The sequence below is a fragment of the Kitasatospora sp. NPDC059817 genome, assembly GCF_042731835.1.
GTDB lineage: Bacteria > Actinomycetota > Actinomycetes > Streptomycetales > Streptomycetaceae > Kitasatospora.
On record NZ_JBHWIR010000012.1, the window covers coordinates 1 to 15,201 of the forward strand.

Consider the following 15,201-nt stretch of genomic DNA (forward strand, 5'->3'; position numbering starts at 1 on the left):
CCCGCGGGCGGGCCCGCCCGCGCGCGAGGGGGGCGGCCGGGCGCGCCGCGCGGGGGGCCGGGGCTCCCCCACCCCCGCCCGGCCCGGGGGATCGTCCAGCGTGTGCGCGCCCCGGCGGGCGTGCGGTGCGCGGCTCAGAAGCCGCCGGTCTGCTCGTCCCGACGACGCTGCCAGCGCTGTTCCACCCGGTCCATCATCCCGGCCTTGCGGCGGGGCGCGGCGGCCGGCCGGGGGCCGGAGCCCTGGCCGGCGGGGCCGCGGCGCCAGCCGGTCACGGCGAACACCGCGCACCCGAGCATCACCAGGAAGCCCACGACGCTGACCCAGATCTGGTCGGGGACGACCATGCCGCCCATCAGCAGGCCGATGCCCACCACGAAGCCGGCAACGGCCAGGTACACCCGCCGGCGGGTGTAGGTGCGCAGCCCGGTTCCCTCAAGCGCCGTCGCGAATTTGGGATCTTCGGCATACAGCGCTCGCTCCATCTGGTCGAGCAGTCGCTGCTCGTGCTCCGAGAGCGGCACGGAGTCCTCCTACTCGTCGGTCGCGGGTGCGACCGGTCCGCCACCCCGGTCGGGGAGGCAAAGTCCAATCAGCCTTCGGGGCACACGGTCGGACGCCTGTGCGGGGGGACCCGGCCCGTGTCGTCCATATGCCCCACGCATCCGGCTGTCATGCTTTCCGGCTTTACCCAGATCATACGGTCCGTGAGCCCGTTACGGAGTGGTCTACGCCGCGTGGGACGGGCCACTTCGACCGGGCACGGCCGCACCCGGCTCAACGCCACGAGATGCGGACAAGTGCCCGAACGGGTGGAATCGGTCCGGACCTGGGCAGGTTCGGGACCACCCGGACGAGGCCGGGGGGCGTCCGGAAGGCGAACCGCCGCCGCACGGCGTGCGAACCGTACGGCGGTGGGCGGTCCCGCGGCCACTCAGGCCAGGGTGGCCAGCAGGTGCAGCTGGGTCGCCACGGCGTGGAACGCGGGCTGCTCGGCGGCGGCCTCCTCCAGCTTCAGCAGCGCCTCCATCGCGCCCGGCTCGGCGTCCACCAGCACCCCGGGCACCAGGTCGGCGAAGACCCGGACGCCGTGCACCGACTCCACCCGCAGGCCCGCGCCCTCGGCCAGCCGACCCAGCTCCTCGCCGGTGAAGCGGCGCGGCATCGGGTCCTGCTCGCCCCAGCGGCCGTCGGTCGCGGACAGCACCGTCCGGGCCTCGGTGAAGTGGCCGGCCAGCGCCCGGGCCAGCACGGCGCCGTTGCGGTTGGCGGCCAGCAGGCTGACCAGGCCGCCCCGGCGCAGGGTGCCGGCCAAGCTGCCGAGCGCCTCCGCCGGGTCGTCCACGACCTCCAGCACGCCGTGGCAGAGCACCGCGTCCACGGTGCCGGGGGCGACCAGCTCGGGAAGCGTCTGGGTGTCGCCCTGGACGGCCCGGACCAGCTCCGTCACCCCGGCCTCGGCGGCCCGGCGCTCCAGCGCGAACAGCGCGTCCGGGCTGGGGTCGACCACCGTGACCCGGTGGCCGAGCTTGGCCACCGGCACGGCGAAGTTGCCGGTGCCGCCGCCGGTGTCGACCACGTCGAGCACCGGCTGGTCCAGCTCGGCCGCCCGCTTCTCCAGGGCGGCCCGCACCACCTCCCACACCACGGCGGTACGCAGGGCACTGCGGGGACGCGTCGGGTACAAGGCGGGGCTCCTCGGCACATGCAGATCGATCAGGATGCCTCCACCTTAGACCGGGCGGGTGGCCGGGCCCGTCACCCCCGGCGGGTCGTCGCCGTCCAGCGGAAGCCGCGGGGCCGGCGGGGCCGGGCGCAGGCCGAGCAGGCGCTCGACCAGGCGCAGGAACAGGGCGGAGTTGCGGACCAGGTCGTCGGCGTCACGGGCCGAGGCGGCGCCCCTGATCCCGGCCTCGGCGGCCGCCCGGCGGCGGGCGCCGGCGGCGTAGTAGAGCGCCCACTCGGCCAGCTCGGGGGCCATCTCGGGCAGCACCTCCCAGGCACTGCGGATGGCCTTGCGCCGGCGCGGGCTCTTCTCCGGCCGCCCGCGCACCGCGAGCACGGCCGCCACCGTGCGCAGCGCGGCCAGGTGCGCGGTGGCGTACCGCTCCAGCGGGTCCTCCAGGAGGCGGGCCCGGGCGAGCGTGCGGTGGGCGTCGGCGAGCAGGTCGAGGGCGGCCGGCGGCGCGGCGGTCCGGCGCAGCACGGGGTGGACGTCCCCGCCACCCGGGCGCCCGCCCGGGGAGGACGGCAGGGCGGTGGAGTGGAGGCGGGCGGTGACGGGCTCAGGACGGCTGATGGTCATGGTCTCCCCCGTTCCGAGGCAGCGCGCGGACCGGGCGGTCCGTGCCCCTCCATCGTGAACGGGACCACTGACAACGCGGCCCGGAACGGGTGAGCGGCGGCGGGCACCGGCCTGTCCCCCCAGGTCCTGTGCCGCCGCCGTACGCCGCCGCTCCGCCGTTCCCCACAGGCGGCGGTGGCCAGCTCCCCCTTCCGGTGGCCGGTCTCCCCCCGGCCCGCTCCGCCGCCCCGTGTCGGCGGTGCAGGGCCCGTGACCGGCTCCAGTGGCGGATCTCCGCCGCCGCCCCGCCGACCCCTCATCTGCCGGCTGGGCGGACGGATCCGCCGTCCGGGGCGGGGCGCCCGACGCGCCGCCGTCCCGGTGCCACCACTCTCCCGTCCCGGCAGGTCGGCGGGCCATCCGCTGACGTACTCAACCCCGGATCTGAGTACGCGTACTCAGATCCGTCGGCCCCGGGCCCTGGCGTGGCCGGAACCGGCGGGCCGACCCGGCACGTCCCGGTACGGTACGGCCGTGGCCCGGGCGGCCCGGCCACGGCCACGAGAAGGAGGGGGAAAGCGATGAGGAGGGGGAAGCCATGACGATCGTGCCGCTGATCTTCACCAGCGGACTCGCCAGCGGCATCAACGCCTACGCGGTGGTGCTGCTGCTCGGACTGCTGGGCCGCTTCGGCGGCGCGGACTCGGTGCCGCCCGCACTGGAGCGCACCGACGTGCTGGCCGCGGCCGCCGTGCTGTTCCTGCTGGAGGCGGTGGCCGACAAGATCCCGTTCGTCGACAGCCTCTGGGACTCCGTGCACACCGTGATCCGGCCGATCGCGGGCGCCACCGTCGGCGCGCTGATCGCGAGCACCGACCCGGGCTCGCTCGGCGAGGTCGCGGCGGGCGCCATGGGCGGCACCACGGCGCTGGTCAGCCACCTGGTCAAGGCCTCGCTGCGGATGGCGGTCAACACCTCGCCCGAGCCGGCCAGCAACATCGCGGTCAGCATGGCGGAGGACGTGTCGGTGGCCGGGCTGGTCTCCCTGGCGATCTTCCACCCCTGGCTGGCCGCCTCGATCGCCGCCGTCCTGCTCGCCGTCGGCCTGCTGCTGGTCTGGTTCGCGGTCAACCGGATCCGCGCCTTCCGGGCCCGCCGCCGCGAACGCCGCGCCGCCCGCGACGCCCGGTCCGCCGCCCGCGAACAGGAGGCGGACCGGCCGTACGTCCCACGGCGCTGAGGACGGCGCCCGCCGGGCCCGGCCCGGCCCAGGTCACGCCCTAGGATCAGGTGCCATGGCACGGATCGTCATCATCGGCGCAGGAATGAGCGGGCTCGCGGCGGCCTCCAGGCTGGCCACCCTCGGACACCGGGTGACGGTCTGCGAGGCCGGCGGCACGTACGGGGGCATGGTCGGCCGGTACGAGCGCGACGGCTTCGCCTTCGACACCGGCCCCGGCCTGCTGACCCTCCCGGCCGTCTACCGCGACCTCGCGCTGAAGACCGGCAAGGAGCCGCTGGAACAGCTCGTCGACCTCGCCCCGGTGGACCCGGAGAGCCGGCACCTGTTCCCGGACGGCACCGCCGTCAGCCTGCCCAACGCCTCCCGCGGCGGCGTCAGCCAGGCCCTGGACGCCGCCTTCGGCGCCGGCTCGGGCGCCCGCTGGAGCGCGGTCATGAACCACGGCCGGACGGTCTGGGAGGCCACCCGCCGCCCGCTCCTGGAGGAGCCGCTCCCGGCCGACCGGTCGCCGCTGCACACCGACCCCTACCCCGTCCCGCCCCGGCGCGGCCTGCTCGCCCGGCTCGGCCGGCCCCGCCCCTGGACCCTCGCCGACGTCGCCGCCCGCGAACTCGGCGGCCACCCCGGCCTCACCGCGCTGCTGGCGGAGCACGCCCTGCGCTTCGGCCTGCCCCCCGGCTCCGCCCCCGCCGGGGCCACCGTGCTGCCGTACATGGAGCAGTCCTTCGGCGTCTGGTACGTCCGGGGCGGCCTGCGGGCCCTGGCGGACGCGGTGCACCGGCGCTGCGAGCTGCGCAAGGTGGAGTTCCGCTTCGACACCCCGGTCACCGAGGTGCTGGTCGAGGACGGCCGGGCCTGCGGCGTCGACACCCCGGGCGGCCGGATCGACGCGGACCTGGTGGTCTCCTCGATGGACACCAGGTCGCTCTTCCGTGATGGTCTCGCCCGGTGGCCGGAGCTCGGACCCGACCACGGGGAGCCGTCCGAGGTGCCCGGCCGGTTCGGCGTGCTGCTCGCGCTGCGCGGCGCCCGGCCGGCCGGCACCCCGCACCGGACGGTGGTGCACGCCGCCGACCCGGCGGCCGAGCGGGACGCCCTGACCCTCTCGGCCCCGCCCTGCGAACGCCCCACCCTCCAGGTGCTGCGCCCGGACGATCCCTCGCTGCGCCCCGACGAGGCGCACGAGAGCGTGGTGCTGACCGCGACCGTCCCCGCCCAGGGCGACGTCGACTGGACGGCGCCCGGGATCGCCGAGCGCTACGCGGACCAGCTGCTGGCGCACGCCGACGCCGCCGGCCTGGGCCTGCGCGAACGGGTGCTGTGGCGGGTCGTGCGCACCCCGGACGACACCCGCCGGGAGACCGGCGCCCTCGGCGGGTCGGTCCCCCGCCCTGCGCTCGCCGGAGACGGCGGCGGATGGCTCCAGCCCGCCAACGAGTCGCCCGTCCCCGGCCTCTACCTGATCGGCGGAGCGGCCCACCCCGGCGGCGGACTGGCCCGGACCGGCATGTCCGCCTGCATCGCCGCCAACCTGATCGGCCCGGCTTAGGTCCGGCCGGACAGGGCCTAGCGGCCCTGGCGCCGGAACTCAGCCCTGGGGCCAGGTGTTCTGCTGCTGGTAGCCGTACGTGTGGTCGTAGGACTGCTGCTGCGGGATGCCCTGGGGGTGCTGGCCCGGCTGCTGGCCGGGGTGCTGCTCCAGGTGTTGCTCGGGGTGCTGCTGCGGGGTCTGCCACTGCTGCTGGGGGTGCTGCTCCCAGCCGGGCTGCTGCTGCGGGTAGGACTGGTACTGGTCCTGCTGCGGGTAGCCGTTGTACGGGTCGGGCTGCTGGGGGTAGGCCCCGTAGCCCTGGTCGTAGGCGAAGGCGGGCTGCTGCTGGCTCTGCCACTGCTGCTGCTCGTAGGCCGGCTGCGGCTGGGCGGCGTTGTCGTAGCCGGACTGGTAGGCCTCGGCGTAGGGGTCGTGCGGCGCCTGCTGCTGCTCGTAGTAGGCGGGCGCGTAGACGCCGTCCTGGGTGAGTTCCTGCATCTCGAAGGCGGCGGTCTGCTCGACCTCGGGGACGTCCTCGGCAACCGGGACGGGGGCGGCGACCGGGGCCTCCTCGACGGCGCTGACCTCGCCGATCCGCTTCTCGGTGGCCTCGACCGCGGCCACGGCGGCCGCGCCGCCGGTGAGGGCGCCGAGCAGGGGCACCTTGGCGAGCGGGCCGGGCAGCGAGCCGTCGGCCTTGCGCAGCGACCAGCCGGCCCGGTAGCCGCGCTTGACGGAGAGGGTGACGAAGGTCTGGCCGGCCGCGAAGAGGGCGGCGCCGACACCGATCACCGGGACGGAGCCGAGCACCATGCCGGCGGCCACTCCGAGGAAGCCGACCAGGGCGAGGGCCCGCCAGTGCAGCGGGGCCCGGTTCTGCAGCAGGACCTCGGCGACCAGCCAGAGCGCCACCACCGCCAACGCGACGTACAGCAGCAGGTATCCGATGCCCATCCGCCCGCTACCTCCAGTCGCGTGCCCGCGCTCGCCGCGCGTGTGCGGCGACTGTACCGGTTCAACGGCCGGGGTACCGCATCGCGTTCCCGCCGGTCGCGGCCGGGGCGCACACGACCGAGCCCGTCACCGTCGGGGCGGTGACGGGCCGGTGAACGTCCGGGCTCGCGGGCCCCGGTCTGCCCGGAGCAGGGCCCCCGACGGGGCGCCGGACGGGGCGCCGGACGGGGCCTACGCGTGGCGCTGGTGCAGGCCGAGGTTCTGGTAGATCTCCAGCGTCGCCGTGGAGTGGTTGAGCGTGATGAAGTGCAGGCCCGGCGCGCCCTCGGAGAGGAGGCGTTCGGCCATCGCGGTGGCGTGTTCCATGCCGATCGCGCGCAGCGCCGCCGGGTCGTCGACGGCGGCCCGCAGCCGGGCCTCCAGGTCGGCGGGGAAGGCCGAGCCGCTCAGCTGGGGGAAGCGTTCCAGCTGCTTGGCGTTGGTGACCGGCATGATCTCCGGGATGATCGGCGTCTCGCAGCCGGCGGCGGTGACCCGGTCGCGCAGCCGCAGGTAGTCGTCGACCTCGAAGAACATCTGGGTGATCGCGTAGTCGGCGCCCGCCCGGACCTTGCCGACGAAGTGCCGGATGTCCTCGTCCCAGTCGGTGGAGCGCGGGTGCATGTTCGGCGAGGCGGCGACGCCGACGCAGAAGTCGCCGATGCCCTTGATCAGCTCGACCAGCTCGTACGCGTACGTGACGCCGTCGGGGTGCTTGACCCATTCGCCCATCGGGTCGCCGGGCGGGTCCCCCCGGACGGCGAGGACGTTGCGCACGCCCTGGTCGGCGTACTGGCCGATGATGTTGCGCAGCTCGGCGATCGAGTGGTCGACGGCGGTCAGGTGGGCGACCGGGGTCAGCGTGGTCTCGGTGGCGATCCGGCCGACGATGTTGACGGTGCGCTCGCGCGAGGAGCCGCCCGCGCCGTACGTCATGCAGACGAAGTTGGGGTCCAGCGGTTCGAGCCGGCGGATGGCGTCCCAGAGTCTCTGCTCGCCGACCTCGGTGCGCGGGGGCATGAACTCGAAGGAGAAGGACCGCTTTCCGGCTGCCAGGAGTTCGCGGACCGTCAGTGCGCGGTCCGGTCTGGTGGAAGCGATGCCGAGTGCCATGCTGGCAGGTTATCGGGCGTTCGAAGGGGCCGGACAACTCGGTACCACGGATTGAGACAAGCGGTGGACGATACTCCGTCCGTGGTCCGACGAATTCCGACCGGCGCTCGAAGCCCGCGCCCGCCGGCCCGCACGCCGGCTCGCACATCCGTTCCCAGCTACCCCGCTACGCTTGCTGCACCCCAGCGAACCAGCGGAGCCTCATCGTGACCTCGTCCAGCAACCGGCCGGCCAACCCCATAGACGTGGAGGACGTCCGCGCGCGCGTCAACGCCGCCCTCGCCGCGTTCATGGACGGCCAGTCCGCCCTGTTGGACAAGATCTCCCCGCAGCTCGTGCCCGCCGCCGACGCCCTGCGCGACTTCCTGCTGGACGGCGGCAAGCGGCTGCGCCCGGCCTTCTGCTACTGGGGCTGGCGCGGCGCCGGCGGCCCGGCCGGCGGCGAGGGTATCGCGAACGCGGCGGCCGCGCTGGAACTGCTCCAGGCGAGCGCCCTGGTGCACGACGACCTGATGGACCGCAGCGACACCCGCCGCGGCCTGCCCTCGATCCACCGCCGCTTCGAGGCGCTGCACCGGGCGAACGGCTGGCGCGGCGACCGCGAGCAGTACGGCGCCTCGGCGGCGGTGCTGCTCGGCGACCTGCTGCTGATCTGGTGCGACGAGCTGTTCCTGCGCTCGGGCCTGGAGCCGGCCGCCGTGCTGGCCGCCAAGCCGGTGTTCGACCTGATGCGCACCGAGGTCATGGTCGGCCAGTACCTGGACGTCCTGGAGCCGGTGGCCGGCGACTCCGCCGACGAGGGCGCGCTCGGCCGGGCGCAGACGGTGCTGCACTACAAGTCGGCGAAGTACACGATCGAGCGCCCCCTCCAGGTCGGCGCGCTGCTGGCCGGGGCCGGCCCGGAGCTGGTGGCGGCGCTGGGGGCGTTCGGGCTGCCGCTGGGCGAGGCCTTCCAGCTGCGGGACGACCTGCTCGGCGTCTTCGGCGATCCGGCGGTCACCGGCAAGCCGGCCGGGGACGACCTGCGCGAGGGCAAGCGCACCCTGCTGGTGGCGCACGCGATGCGGGGCCTGCCGGCCGCCGACGCCCGGCACCTGGACGAGCGGCTCGGCGCGCCAAACCTGGTGCCCGAGGAGGTCGCCGGGCTGCGCGACCTGGTGGCCCGCAGCGGCGCGCCCGAGCGGGTGGAGCGCCGGATCGACGAGCTGATGCGGCAGTCCCTGGCCGCGCTGGAGGCGGCGCCGCTGGCCGACGAGCAGGCCCGCACGGTGCTGCTGGCCCTGGCCGAGGCCGCCACCGTCCGCAAGTACTGAGATCCGCACGCAAGAGGATCCGCAGGTACGGAGAACGGTGACGGCCCCCGGGGCCGTCAGGCCGAGCGCACCCGCCGGGCGAGCTCGGCGGCGGCGGCCTGCGGGTCGTCGGCGGCCGTGATGGCGCGGACCACGACGATCCGGCGGGCGCCGGCGGCCAGCACCTCGTCGAGGTTGCCGAGGTCGATGCCGCCGATGGCGAACCACGGCCGGTCGGTGCTCTGCTTCGCCGCGTACGAGACCAGGCCGAGGCCCGGCGCCGGGCGGCCCGGCTTGGTCGGGGTCGGCCAGACCGGGCCGGTGCAGAAGTAGTCCACGCCGGGCTCGGCGACCGCCGCGTCCACCTCGGACTCGGCGTGGCAGGACCGGCCGATCAGCACCTCGTCGCCGAGGATCGCCCGGGCGGCCGGCACCGGCAGGTCGTCCTGCCCGAGGTGCAGCACGTCCGGCCGGGCCGCGTGCGCGACGTCGGCGCGGTCGTTGACGGCCAGCAGCTTGCCGTGGCGGCGGCAGGCGTCCGCGAAGACCTCCAGGGCCTCCAGTTCCTGCTTGGCCTCCAGGCCCTTGTCCCGGAGCTGGACGATGTCCACCCCGCCCGCCAGCGCCGCGTCCAGGAACTGGGCGAGGTCGCCCTGCTCCCGGCGGGCGTCGGTGCACAGGTACAGCCGGGCGTCGGCCAGCCGCCGGCGCGGCGTGTCCGCCGCCATCAGATCAGCATCGCCTGGGCGCGCCGCTTGACCTCGGTGCCGCGGTTCTCCTGCAGCGCCTGGATCGGGCTGCCGGGCAGCGACGGGTCCTCGGTGAAGAGCCACTCCAGGATCTCCACGTCGTTGTAACCGCAGTCGCGCAGCACGGTCAGGGTGCCGGACAGGTGCTTGACCAGCCCCTGGCCGTCGATGAACGCCGCAGGGACCTGCAGCGACTTGTTGGGGCCCCGCCGGACGGCGATCAGCCCGCCGGTGCGGACCAGGTCGCGCACCTCGGTGACGCGCACCCCCCACTGCTCCGAGATGTCGGGCAGGTACATCCACTCGGAAACCAGGGCTTCAATCTTGCTTTCAATCTCACTCACGCCACCAGACTGCCACCTCCACAGCCCCCCGCGCACCAGCCGCTACCCCGCGACCGCCGACTTCAGCGGCACCGAGGGGTCCGCCGCGCGGGCCCGGTCCAGCGCGGTGCCGCGCTCGATCAGCCGGCGGCCCTGGGTCAGGTCGCGCGGCCGGTCGACGGCCAGCAGCGCGCTCGGCACCCCGTCGCGCAGCCAGAGCACCGTCCAGGAGGCGTCCTGCGGGCCGCCGCGCCACAGCAGTTCGTCGCCCTCGGCGTGCCGCCCGGCGTACTGGACCATCCGGCCGAACTGCTCCGACCAGAAGTACGGCACCGGGTCGTACGGCGGCGCGTCCGCGCCGAGGACGGCGGCCGCCGCGGCCTCGCCGGACTGCAACGCGTGGTCCCAGTGCTGGACGGCCAGCCGGGCACCGGAGCGGGCGGACGGGTAGCTGACGCAGTCCCCGGCCGCGAAGACGCCGGGCAGGCCGGTGCGCAGCCGCCCGTCCGCCAGGACGGCGCCGGTGCCGTCCAGCTCGACGCCGGAACCGGCCAGCCAGCCCGTCGCGGGCCGGGCGCCGACGCCGACCACGACCTCGTCGGCGGGCAGGTGCGAGCCGTCCGCGAGCAGCACCGCGCCCTCCTCGACGGCGGCCACGCCGACCCCGCAGCGCAGGTCGACACCGGCCTCGGCGTACCAGGCGGCCATCGCCGAACCGACCTCGGCCGGCAGCGCGCCGGGGACGGGCGCCGGGCCCGCCTCGACCACCGTCACCTCGCAGCCGGCCGCTCGGGCGGCGGTGGACACCTCGGCGCCGATCCAGCCCGCGCCGACCAGCACCAGCCGCAGGCCGGGCCGCAGCAGGGCGCGCAGCGCCAGCGCGTCGTCCAGGGTGTGCAGCAGGTGCGCGCGCTCGGCGCCGGGCAGGGCGCGTGGGGTGGCGCCGGTGGCGATCACCAGGGCGTCGTACGGGAGGTCGCCGGCGTCGGTGTGCAGCACGCCGGGGGTGAGGCCGGTGGCGCGGCGGCCGGTGAGCAGCTCGATGCCCAGGTGCGGGTAGTCGATGTCCAGGGTGGTGGCGTCGGCCTTGCCGAGCAGCACGTCCTTGGAGAGCGGCGGCCGGTCGTACGGCGCGTGCGGCTCCTCCCCGACCAGCGTGATCCGCCCCCGCCAGCCGCCCTGCCGCAGCTTCAGGGCGCACTGCGCCCCGGCCAGCCCGGCCCCGACGACGACCACCTGATCCGTTGCGTTCAGCTCTGCCACGCCCGTCACTGTACTCAGCGCCCTGCCGGGGCCACCGGCCCGTCCACCCCGCATACGGGCCTTCGGCCGGGCCCGCCCCCGGCGTTATGGTGGGGGCACCATCACGGGAGCCCGGCGTACCGGGCTGAGAGGCGGGCTGGCACGGCCCGCGACCGTCCGAACCTGATCCGGGTCATTCCGGCGAAGGGAGAAGAGCAGCCTTGTCACGCTTGCCCGAGGAAACCCACGCCGACGTGCTGGTGATCGGCGGGGGCATCATCGGCCTCGCCGTCGCCTGGCGCGCCGCGCAGCGCGGGTTGCGGAACATCGTCGTGGTCGACCCCTCCCCCGGCGGCGGGGCAGCCGGGGTCGCGGCCGGGATGCTCGCCCCGGTCACCGAGCTGCAGTACGGGGAGGAGCCGCTGCTGCGCCTCGGCATGGCCTCCAACCAGCGGTACGGGGACTTCGCCGCCGAGCTCACCGAGGCGAGCGGCGGCCTGGACACCGGGTACCGCCGGTGCGGCACGATCGCCGTCGCGCTGGACTCCGACGACCGCGAGGAACTGCGCGAGCTGCACGCCTTCCACCAGCGGCTCGGCCTGGACTCGTCCTGGCTGACCGGCCGGGAGGCCCGCAGGCTGGAGCCGATGCTCGCCCCCGGCGTACGCGGCGGCCTGCACGTCGCGGACGACCACCAGGTGGATCCCCGCCGGCTGCTGACCGCCCTGGTGGCCGCCTGCGAGCTCGCCGGGGTCGTGGTCCACCGTGCCGAGGCCGTCGGGCTGCTGGTCGAGGGCGGCCGCGCGGTCGGCGCCCGGCTCGGCACCGGCGAGACCCCGAGGGCCGACCAGGTGGTGCTCGCGGCCGGCCCGCACAGCCACCGGCTGCCCGGACTGCCGGAGGGCGTGCTGCCGGCCGTCCGCCCGGTGAAGGGGCAGATCCTGCGGCTGCGGATCCCCGAGGCGTACCGGCCGTTCCTGTCCCGCAACGTCCGCGCGGTGGTGCGCGGGCAGCACCTGTACCTGGTGCCCCGGGAGAACGGCGAGCTGGTGATCGGCGCGACCACCGAGGAGCAGGGCTACGACACCACCGTCACCGCCGGCGGGGTGTACGAACTGCTGCGCGACGCCCACGAGTTGGTGCCGGGCATCACCGAACTCCCGCTGCTGGAGACCTCGGCCGGGCTGCGGCCCGGCTCGCCGGACAACGCCCCGCTGCTGGGCCCGACCGCGCTGCCCGGGCTGGTCGCCGCCACCGGCCACTACCGCAACGGCGTGCTGCTCACCCCGGTGACCGCCGACCTGCTCGCCGAGTACCTGGCGACCGGCGAACTCCCCGAGCTCGCACAGCCGTTCACACCCACCCGGTTCTCCCCCGACCGCTCCACCACGAAGGCCTCCGCATGACCGAGATCGCACCACCCCAGACCACGCCCGCCCAGACCACGCCGGCCCAGACCACGCCGGCCCAGAGCACGCCGGCCCGGACCGCACCGGCCCAGACCGCACCTGCCCGGACCGCACCGGCCGAGATCGCGCTGACCGTCAACGGCGAGCCCCGCCGGGTGTCCACCACGACCACCCTCGCAGAGGTCGTGGCCACCCTCAGCGCCGCCCACAGCGGCGTCGCCGCCGCCCTCAACGAAGCCGTGGTGCCGCGCAGTTCGTGGCCGGCCACGGAACTGTCGGCGGGCGACCGGATCGAGATCCTCACCGCCGTCCAGGGAGGCTGACATGGCCGACGACCTGCTGACCATCGCCGGGGCATCCTTCGGCTCCCGGCTGATCATGGGCACCGGCGGCGCACCCAGCCTGGAGATCCTCGAACGGGCACTGCTGGCCTCCGGCACCGAGCTGACCACCGTGGCGATGCGCCGGGTCGACGCCGGCACCCAGGGCTCCGTCCTGGACGTGCTGACCCGCAACGGCATCCGGGTGCTGCCCAACACGGCGGGCTGCTTCACCGCCGGGGAGGCCGTGCTGACCGCCCGGCTGGCCCGCGAGGCGCTCGGCACCGACTGGGTGAAGCTGGAGGTGATCGCCGACGAGCGGACCCTCCTGCCGGACCCGATCGAGCTGCTGGACGCCGCCGAGACCCTGGTCGACGACGGCTTCACGGTGCTGCCGTACACCAACGACGACCCGGTGCTGGCGCGCAAGCTGGAGGACGTCGGCTGCGCGGCGATCATGCCGCTGGGCTCGCCGATCGGCTCCGGCCTGGGCATCCGCAACCCGCACAACTTCCAGCTGATCGTGGAGGGCGCGGGCGTCCCGGTGATCCTGGACGCGGGCGCCGGCACCGCCTCGGACGTCGCGCTGGCGATGGAGCTGGGCTGCGCGGCGGTGATGCTCGCCTCCGCGGTGACCAGGGCGCAGGACCCGGTGCTGATGGCCGAGGCGATGCGGCACGCCGCCGAGGCGGGCCGGTTCGCCCACCGGGCCGGCCGCATCCCGCGCCGGTTCCACGCCGAGGCCTCCTCGGCGATGGCCGGCCGGGCGGAGCTGGACACCCGCGAGCACCCGGCGTTCTGACGCCGGGACGCCCGGCACCCACCGCGTGTGCCGTGTCACAAACCGGGCACAGCCGGGCCCGGAGGCAATGTCCTCCGGGTCCGGCTGACAGCCGGAGCTCTAGACTCTCCGGGTGGACATGGCATTGCACGACCCCCTGATCGGTACCCTGCTCGACGGCCGGTACCGGGTCGAGCAGCGCATCGCGACCGGCGGGATGTCCACCGTCTACAAGGGCACCGACACCCGGCTCGACCGGGTCGTCGCCCTCAAGGTGATGCACCCCGCGCTGGCCGGGGACGACGGCTTCACCGCCCGGTTCATCCGCGAGGCCAAGGCCGTCGCCCGGCTCTCCCACCCGAACGTGGTGAACGTCTTCGACCAGGGCGCGGACGGCGCGAACGTCTTCCTCGCCATGGAGTACGTGCCCGGCCGCACCCTGCGGGACCTGCTGCGCGACCGCGGCGCACTGTCCGTGCGGGCCGCGCTGGACGTGCTGGAGCCGGTGCTGGCCGCCCTCGGCGCCGCCCACCGGGCCGGGCTGGTGCACCGGGACGTCAAGCCCGAGAACGTGCTGATCACCGAGGACGGGCTGGTCAAGGTCGCCGACTTCGGCCTGGTCCGGGTCCTCGGCACCGCCGACGGCGCGCCCACCTCGACCAGCACCGCGACCGGCGGCACGGTCCTCGGCACCGTCTCCTACCTGGCCCCCGAGCAGATCCTCCCGGACGCCCCCACCGACCAGCGGGTCGACGTCTACGCGGCCGGCATCCTGCTCTACGAGATGCTCACCGGCCGCCGCCCGCACACCGGCGACAACCCCGTCCAGGTCATGTACAAGCACCTGCACGAGGACGTCCCCGCCCCCTCGCTGATCGCCCCGGCCGTCGGCCCCGGGCTGGACGCCATAGTGGCCGGCGCCTGCGCCCGGACGGCCGAGGCCCGCCCGTACGACGCGGTCGAACTGCTCGCCGCCCTCCAGCGGCTCCGCCGCACGCTCACCCCGGCCGAACTGGACGCCGAGCCGCCGGCCTCCACCCGGCCCAGCCCGCGCTACCCGACCAGCGAGCCGACCTCGGTGATCCAGCCGCCGACGGGGCCCGTCGACGCCGCGGCGCCGGAGCCCACCAGCGTGCTGGACGTGCCGGCGGAGCTGCTGGACCAGCTGCTGGTCGAGCCGCGCCCGTACGACGAGCCGACCCCGGTGCGCGGGCGCCGGCCCGGCCTGCTGCGCCGCCTCCCCCGCAAGCCGCTGATCTGGGCGGCCGCGCTGACCGCCCTGGTGCTGGCGGTCGGCGGCGCGACGTACGGGCTGTCCGAGGGACTGTACGGGCCGGTACCCGGCGTGCTCGGCAAGGACCGGGCCGAGGCCCAGCGGATCCTGGACAAGGACGGCATGCACGGCCGCTTCGTCGAGGCGTTCAGCGAGAGCGTCCCGGCCGGGCAGGTGATCGCCACCGACCCCGGGGTGGGTGCGCGGACCCGCAAGAGCGACACCGTGACGGTCACCGTCTCCAGGGGCCCCAAGCGGATCGCGGTGCCGGACCTGACCGGGAAGACCGCCGACCAGGCCGCCGACGCGCTGACCGCGGCCCAGCTGACCAGGGGCGGCGTGACCGGGACGTACGACGACACCGTGCCGGAGGGCGTGGTGATCAGCAGTTCGCCCGCGGCTGGGCAGCTGCTCCAGGAGAACACCGCGGTCTCGCTGGTGGTCAGCAAGGGCATGGTGCCCGTCCCGGACGTCACCGGGATGAGCAAGGACGACGCGGCGAAGGCGCTCCAGGCGGCCGGCTTCACGATGCAGACCAGCGGGGTCAACCTGTTCGGCACCGGCAAGGTGTCCGGCCAGTCCCCGGCGGCCGGCGAGCGGCGCCCGCAGCACACCACGGTGACGGTCAACTTCCCCTTCTTCTAAGGG

Annotated in this window: 15 protein-coding genes and 1 riboswitch; of the genes, 7 read left to right on the top strand and 8 right to left on the bottom strand. The window is 75.3% G+C overall.

Going from position 1 to position 15,201, the window contains the following annotated elements; all coding sequences use genetic code 11:
* Positions 1–134: 134 nt before the first annotated feature.
* The 3 genes from ACFV61_RS04345 to ACFV61_RS04355 all read right to left on the bottom strand — a co-directional run bounded on the left by ACFV61_RS04345 (position 135) and on the right by ACFV61_RS04355 (position 2,299).
* On the bottom strand, positions 135–524 hold the full coding sequence (locus tag ACFV61_RS04345; RefSeq protein ID WP_063347247.1) for a DUF3040 domain-containing protein: 390 nt from the start codon (positions 522–524) through the stop codon (positions 135–137).
* A 410-nt stretch (positions 525–934) separates the two neighbouring features.
* Positions 935–1,687: a methyltransferase domain-containing protein gene (locus ACFV61_RS04350; protein ID WP_363378597.1), complete on the bottom strand. Its 753-nt coding sequence runs from the start codon at positions 1,685–1,687 to the stop codon at positions 935–937.
* A 45-nt stretch (positions 1,688–1,732) separates the two neighbouring features.
* The gene (locus ACFV61_RS04355) at positions 1,733–2,299 is read right to left on the bottom strand and encodes an SAV_6107 family HEPN domain-containing protein (protein WP_380372237.1); all 567 of its coding nucleotides are present in this window, start codon (positions 2,297–2,299) and stop codon (positions 1,733–1,735) included.
* A 583-nt stretch (positions 2,300–2,882) separates the two neighbouring features.
* Here ACFV61_RS04355 and ACFV61_RS04360 point away from each other — a divergent pair.
* Positions 2,883–3,524: a DUF4126 domain-containing protein gene (locus ACFV61_RS04360; protein WP_363378593.1), complete on the top strand. Its 642-nt coding sequence runs from the start codon at positions 2,883–2,885 to the stop codon at positions 3,522–3,524.
* 55 nt (positions 3,525–3,579) lie between these two features.
* Positions 3,580–5,076, top strand: coding sequence for a phytoene desaturase family protein (locus tag ACFV61_RS04365; protein WP_380490096.1), 1,497 nt, complete (start codon positions 3,580–3,582; stop codon positions 5,074–5,076).
* 39 nt (positions 5,077–5,115) lie between these two features.
* Here ACFV61_RS04365 and ACFV61_RS04370 read toward each other — a convergent pair whose 3' ends face one another.
* Positions 5,116–6,012 (bottom strand): hypothetical protein, encoded by an 897-nt coding sequence (locus tag ACFV61_RS04370; RefSeq protein ID WP_380490098.1) that lies wholly within the window; start codon positions 6,010–6,012, stop codon positions 5,116–5,118.
* Positions 6,013–6,243: 231 nt separating this feature from the next.
* Positions 6,244–7,164, bottom strand: a complete 921-nt coding sequence (gene metF / locus ACFV61_RS04375) for a methylenetetrahydrofolate reductase [NAD(P)H] (protein ID WP_380490100.1) — start codon at positions 7,162–7,164, stop codon at positions 6,244–6,246.
* Positions 7,165–7,370: 206 nt separating this feature from the next.
* Here metF and ACFV61_RS04380 point away from each other — a divergent pair, with 206 nt between their 5' ends.
* Positions 7,371–8,477 carry a polyprenyl synthetase family protein gene (locus ACFV61_RS04380; protein ID WP_380490103.1) on the top strand — a complete coding sequence of 369 codons (1,107 nt, stop codon included), beginning with the start codon at positions 7,371–7,373 and terminating at the stop codon, positions 8,475–8,477.
* A 56-nt stretch (positions 8,478–8,533) separates the two neighbouring features.
* Here the strand turns inward: ACFV61_RS04380 and thiE are convergent, their stop codons facing one another.
* From thiE to ACFV61_RS04395, 3 genes are read right to left on the bottom strand one after another with little or no spacing between them, the layout of a single operon-like run.
* On the bottom strand, positions 8,534–9,184 hold the full coding sequence (gene thiE, locus ACFV61_RS04385) for a thiamine phosphate synthase (protein WP_063347254.1): 651 nt from the start codon (positions 9,182–9,184) through the stop codon (positions 8,534–8,536).
* Entirely contained in the window at positions 9,184–9,549 is a 366-nt protein-coding gene (locus ACFV61_RS04390) for an Rv2175c family DNA-binding protein (RefSeq protein ID WP_063347255.1), read from the bottom strand. Before ACFV61_RS04390 ends, thiE begins: the two co-directional genes overlap by 1 nt.
* 42 nt (positions 9,550–9,591) lie before the next feature.
* Positions 9,592–10,800: an NAD(P)/FAD-dependent oxidoreductase gene (locus ACFV61_RS04395; RefSeq protein ID WP_380490105.1), complete on the bottom strand. Its 1,209-nt coding sequence runs from the start codon at positions 10,798–10,800 to the stop codon at positions 9,592–9,594.
* 84 nt (positions 10,801–10,884) lie between these two features.
* Positions 10,885–10,997: riboswitch (TPP riboswitch) on the top strand.
* A 3-nt stretch (positions 10,998–11,000) separates the two neighbouring features.
* Here ACFV61_RS04395 and thiO point away from each other — a divergent pair.
* From thiO to pknB, 4 genes are all read left to right on the top strand, one after another.
* On the top strand, positions 11,001–12,176 hold the full coding sequence (gene thiO / locus ACFV61_RS04400) for a glycine oxidase ThiO (protein ID WP_063347256.1): 1,176 nt from the start codon (positions 11,001–11,003) through the stop codon (positions 12,174–12,176).
* Positions 12,173–12,502: a sulfur carrier protein ThiS gene (gene thiS, locus ACFV61_RS04405; RefSeq protein WP_380490107.1), complete on the top strand. Its 330-nt coding sequence runs from the start codon at positions 12,173–12,175 to the stop codon at positions 12,500–12,502. The genes thiO and thiS overlap by 4 nt, the downstream gene beginning before the upstream one ends.
* Before the next feature lies 1 nt (position 12,503).
* On the top strand, positions 12,504–13,301 hold the full coding sequence (locus tag ACFV61_RS04410) for a thiazole synthase (protein WP_063347257.1): 798 nt from the start codon (positions 12,504–12,506) through the stop codon (positions 13,299–13,301).
* A gap of 118 nt (positions 13,302–13,419) precedes the next feature.
* Entirely contained in the window at positions 13,420–15,198 is a 1,779-nt protein-coding gene (pknB, locus tag ACFV61_RS04415) for a Stk1 family PASTA domain-containing Ser/Thr kinase (protein WP_380490130.1), read from the top strand.
* The last annotated feature ends 3 nt before the right edge of the window (positions 15,199–15,201 follow it).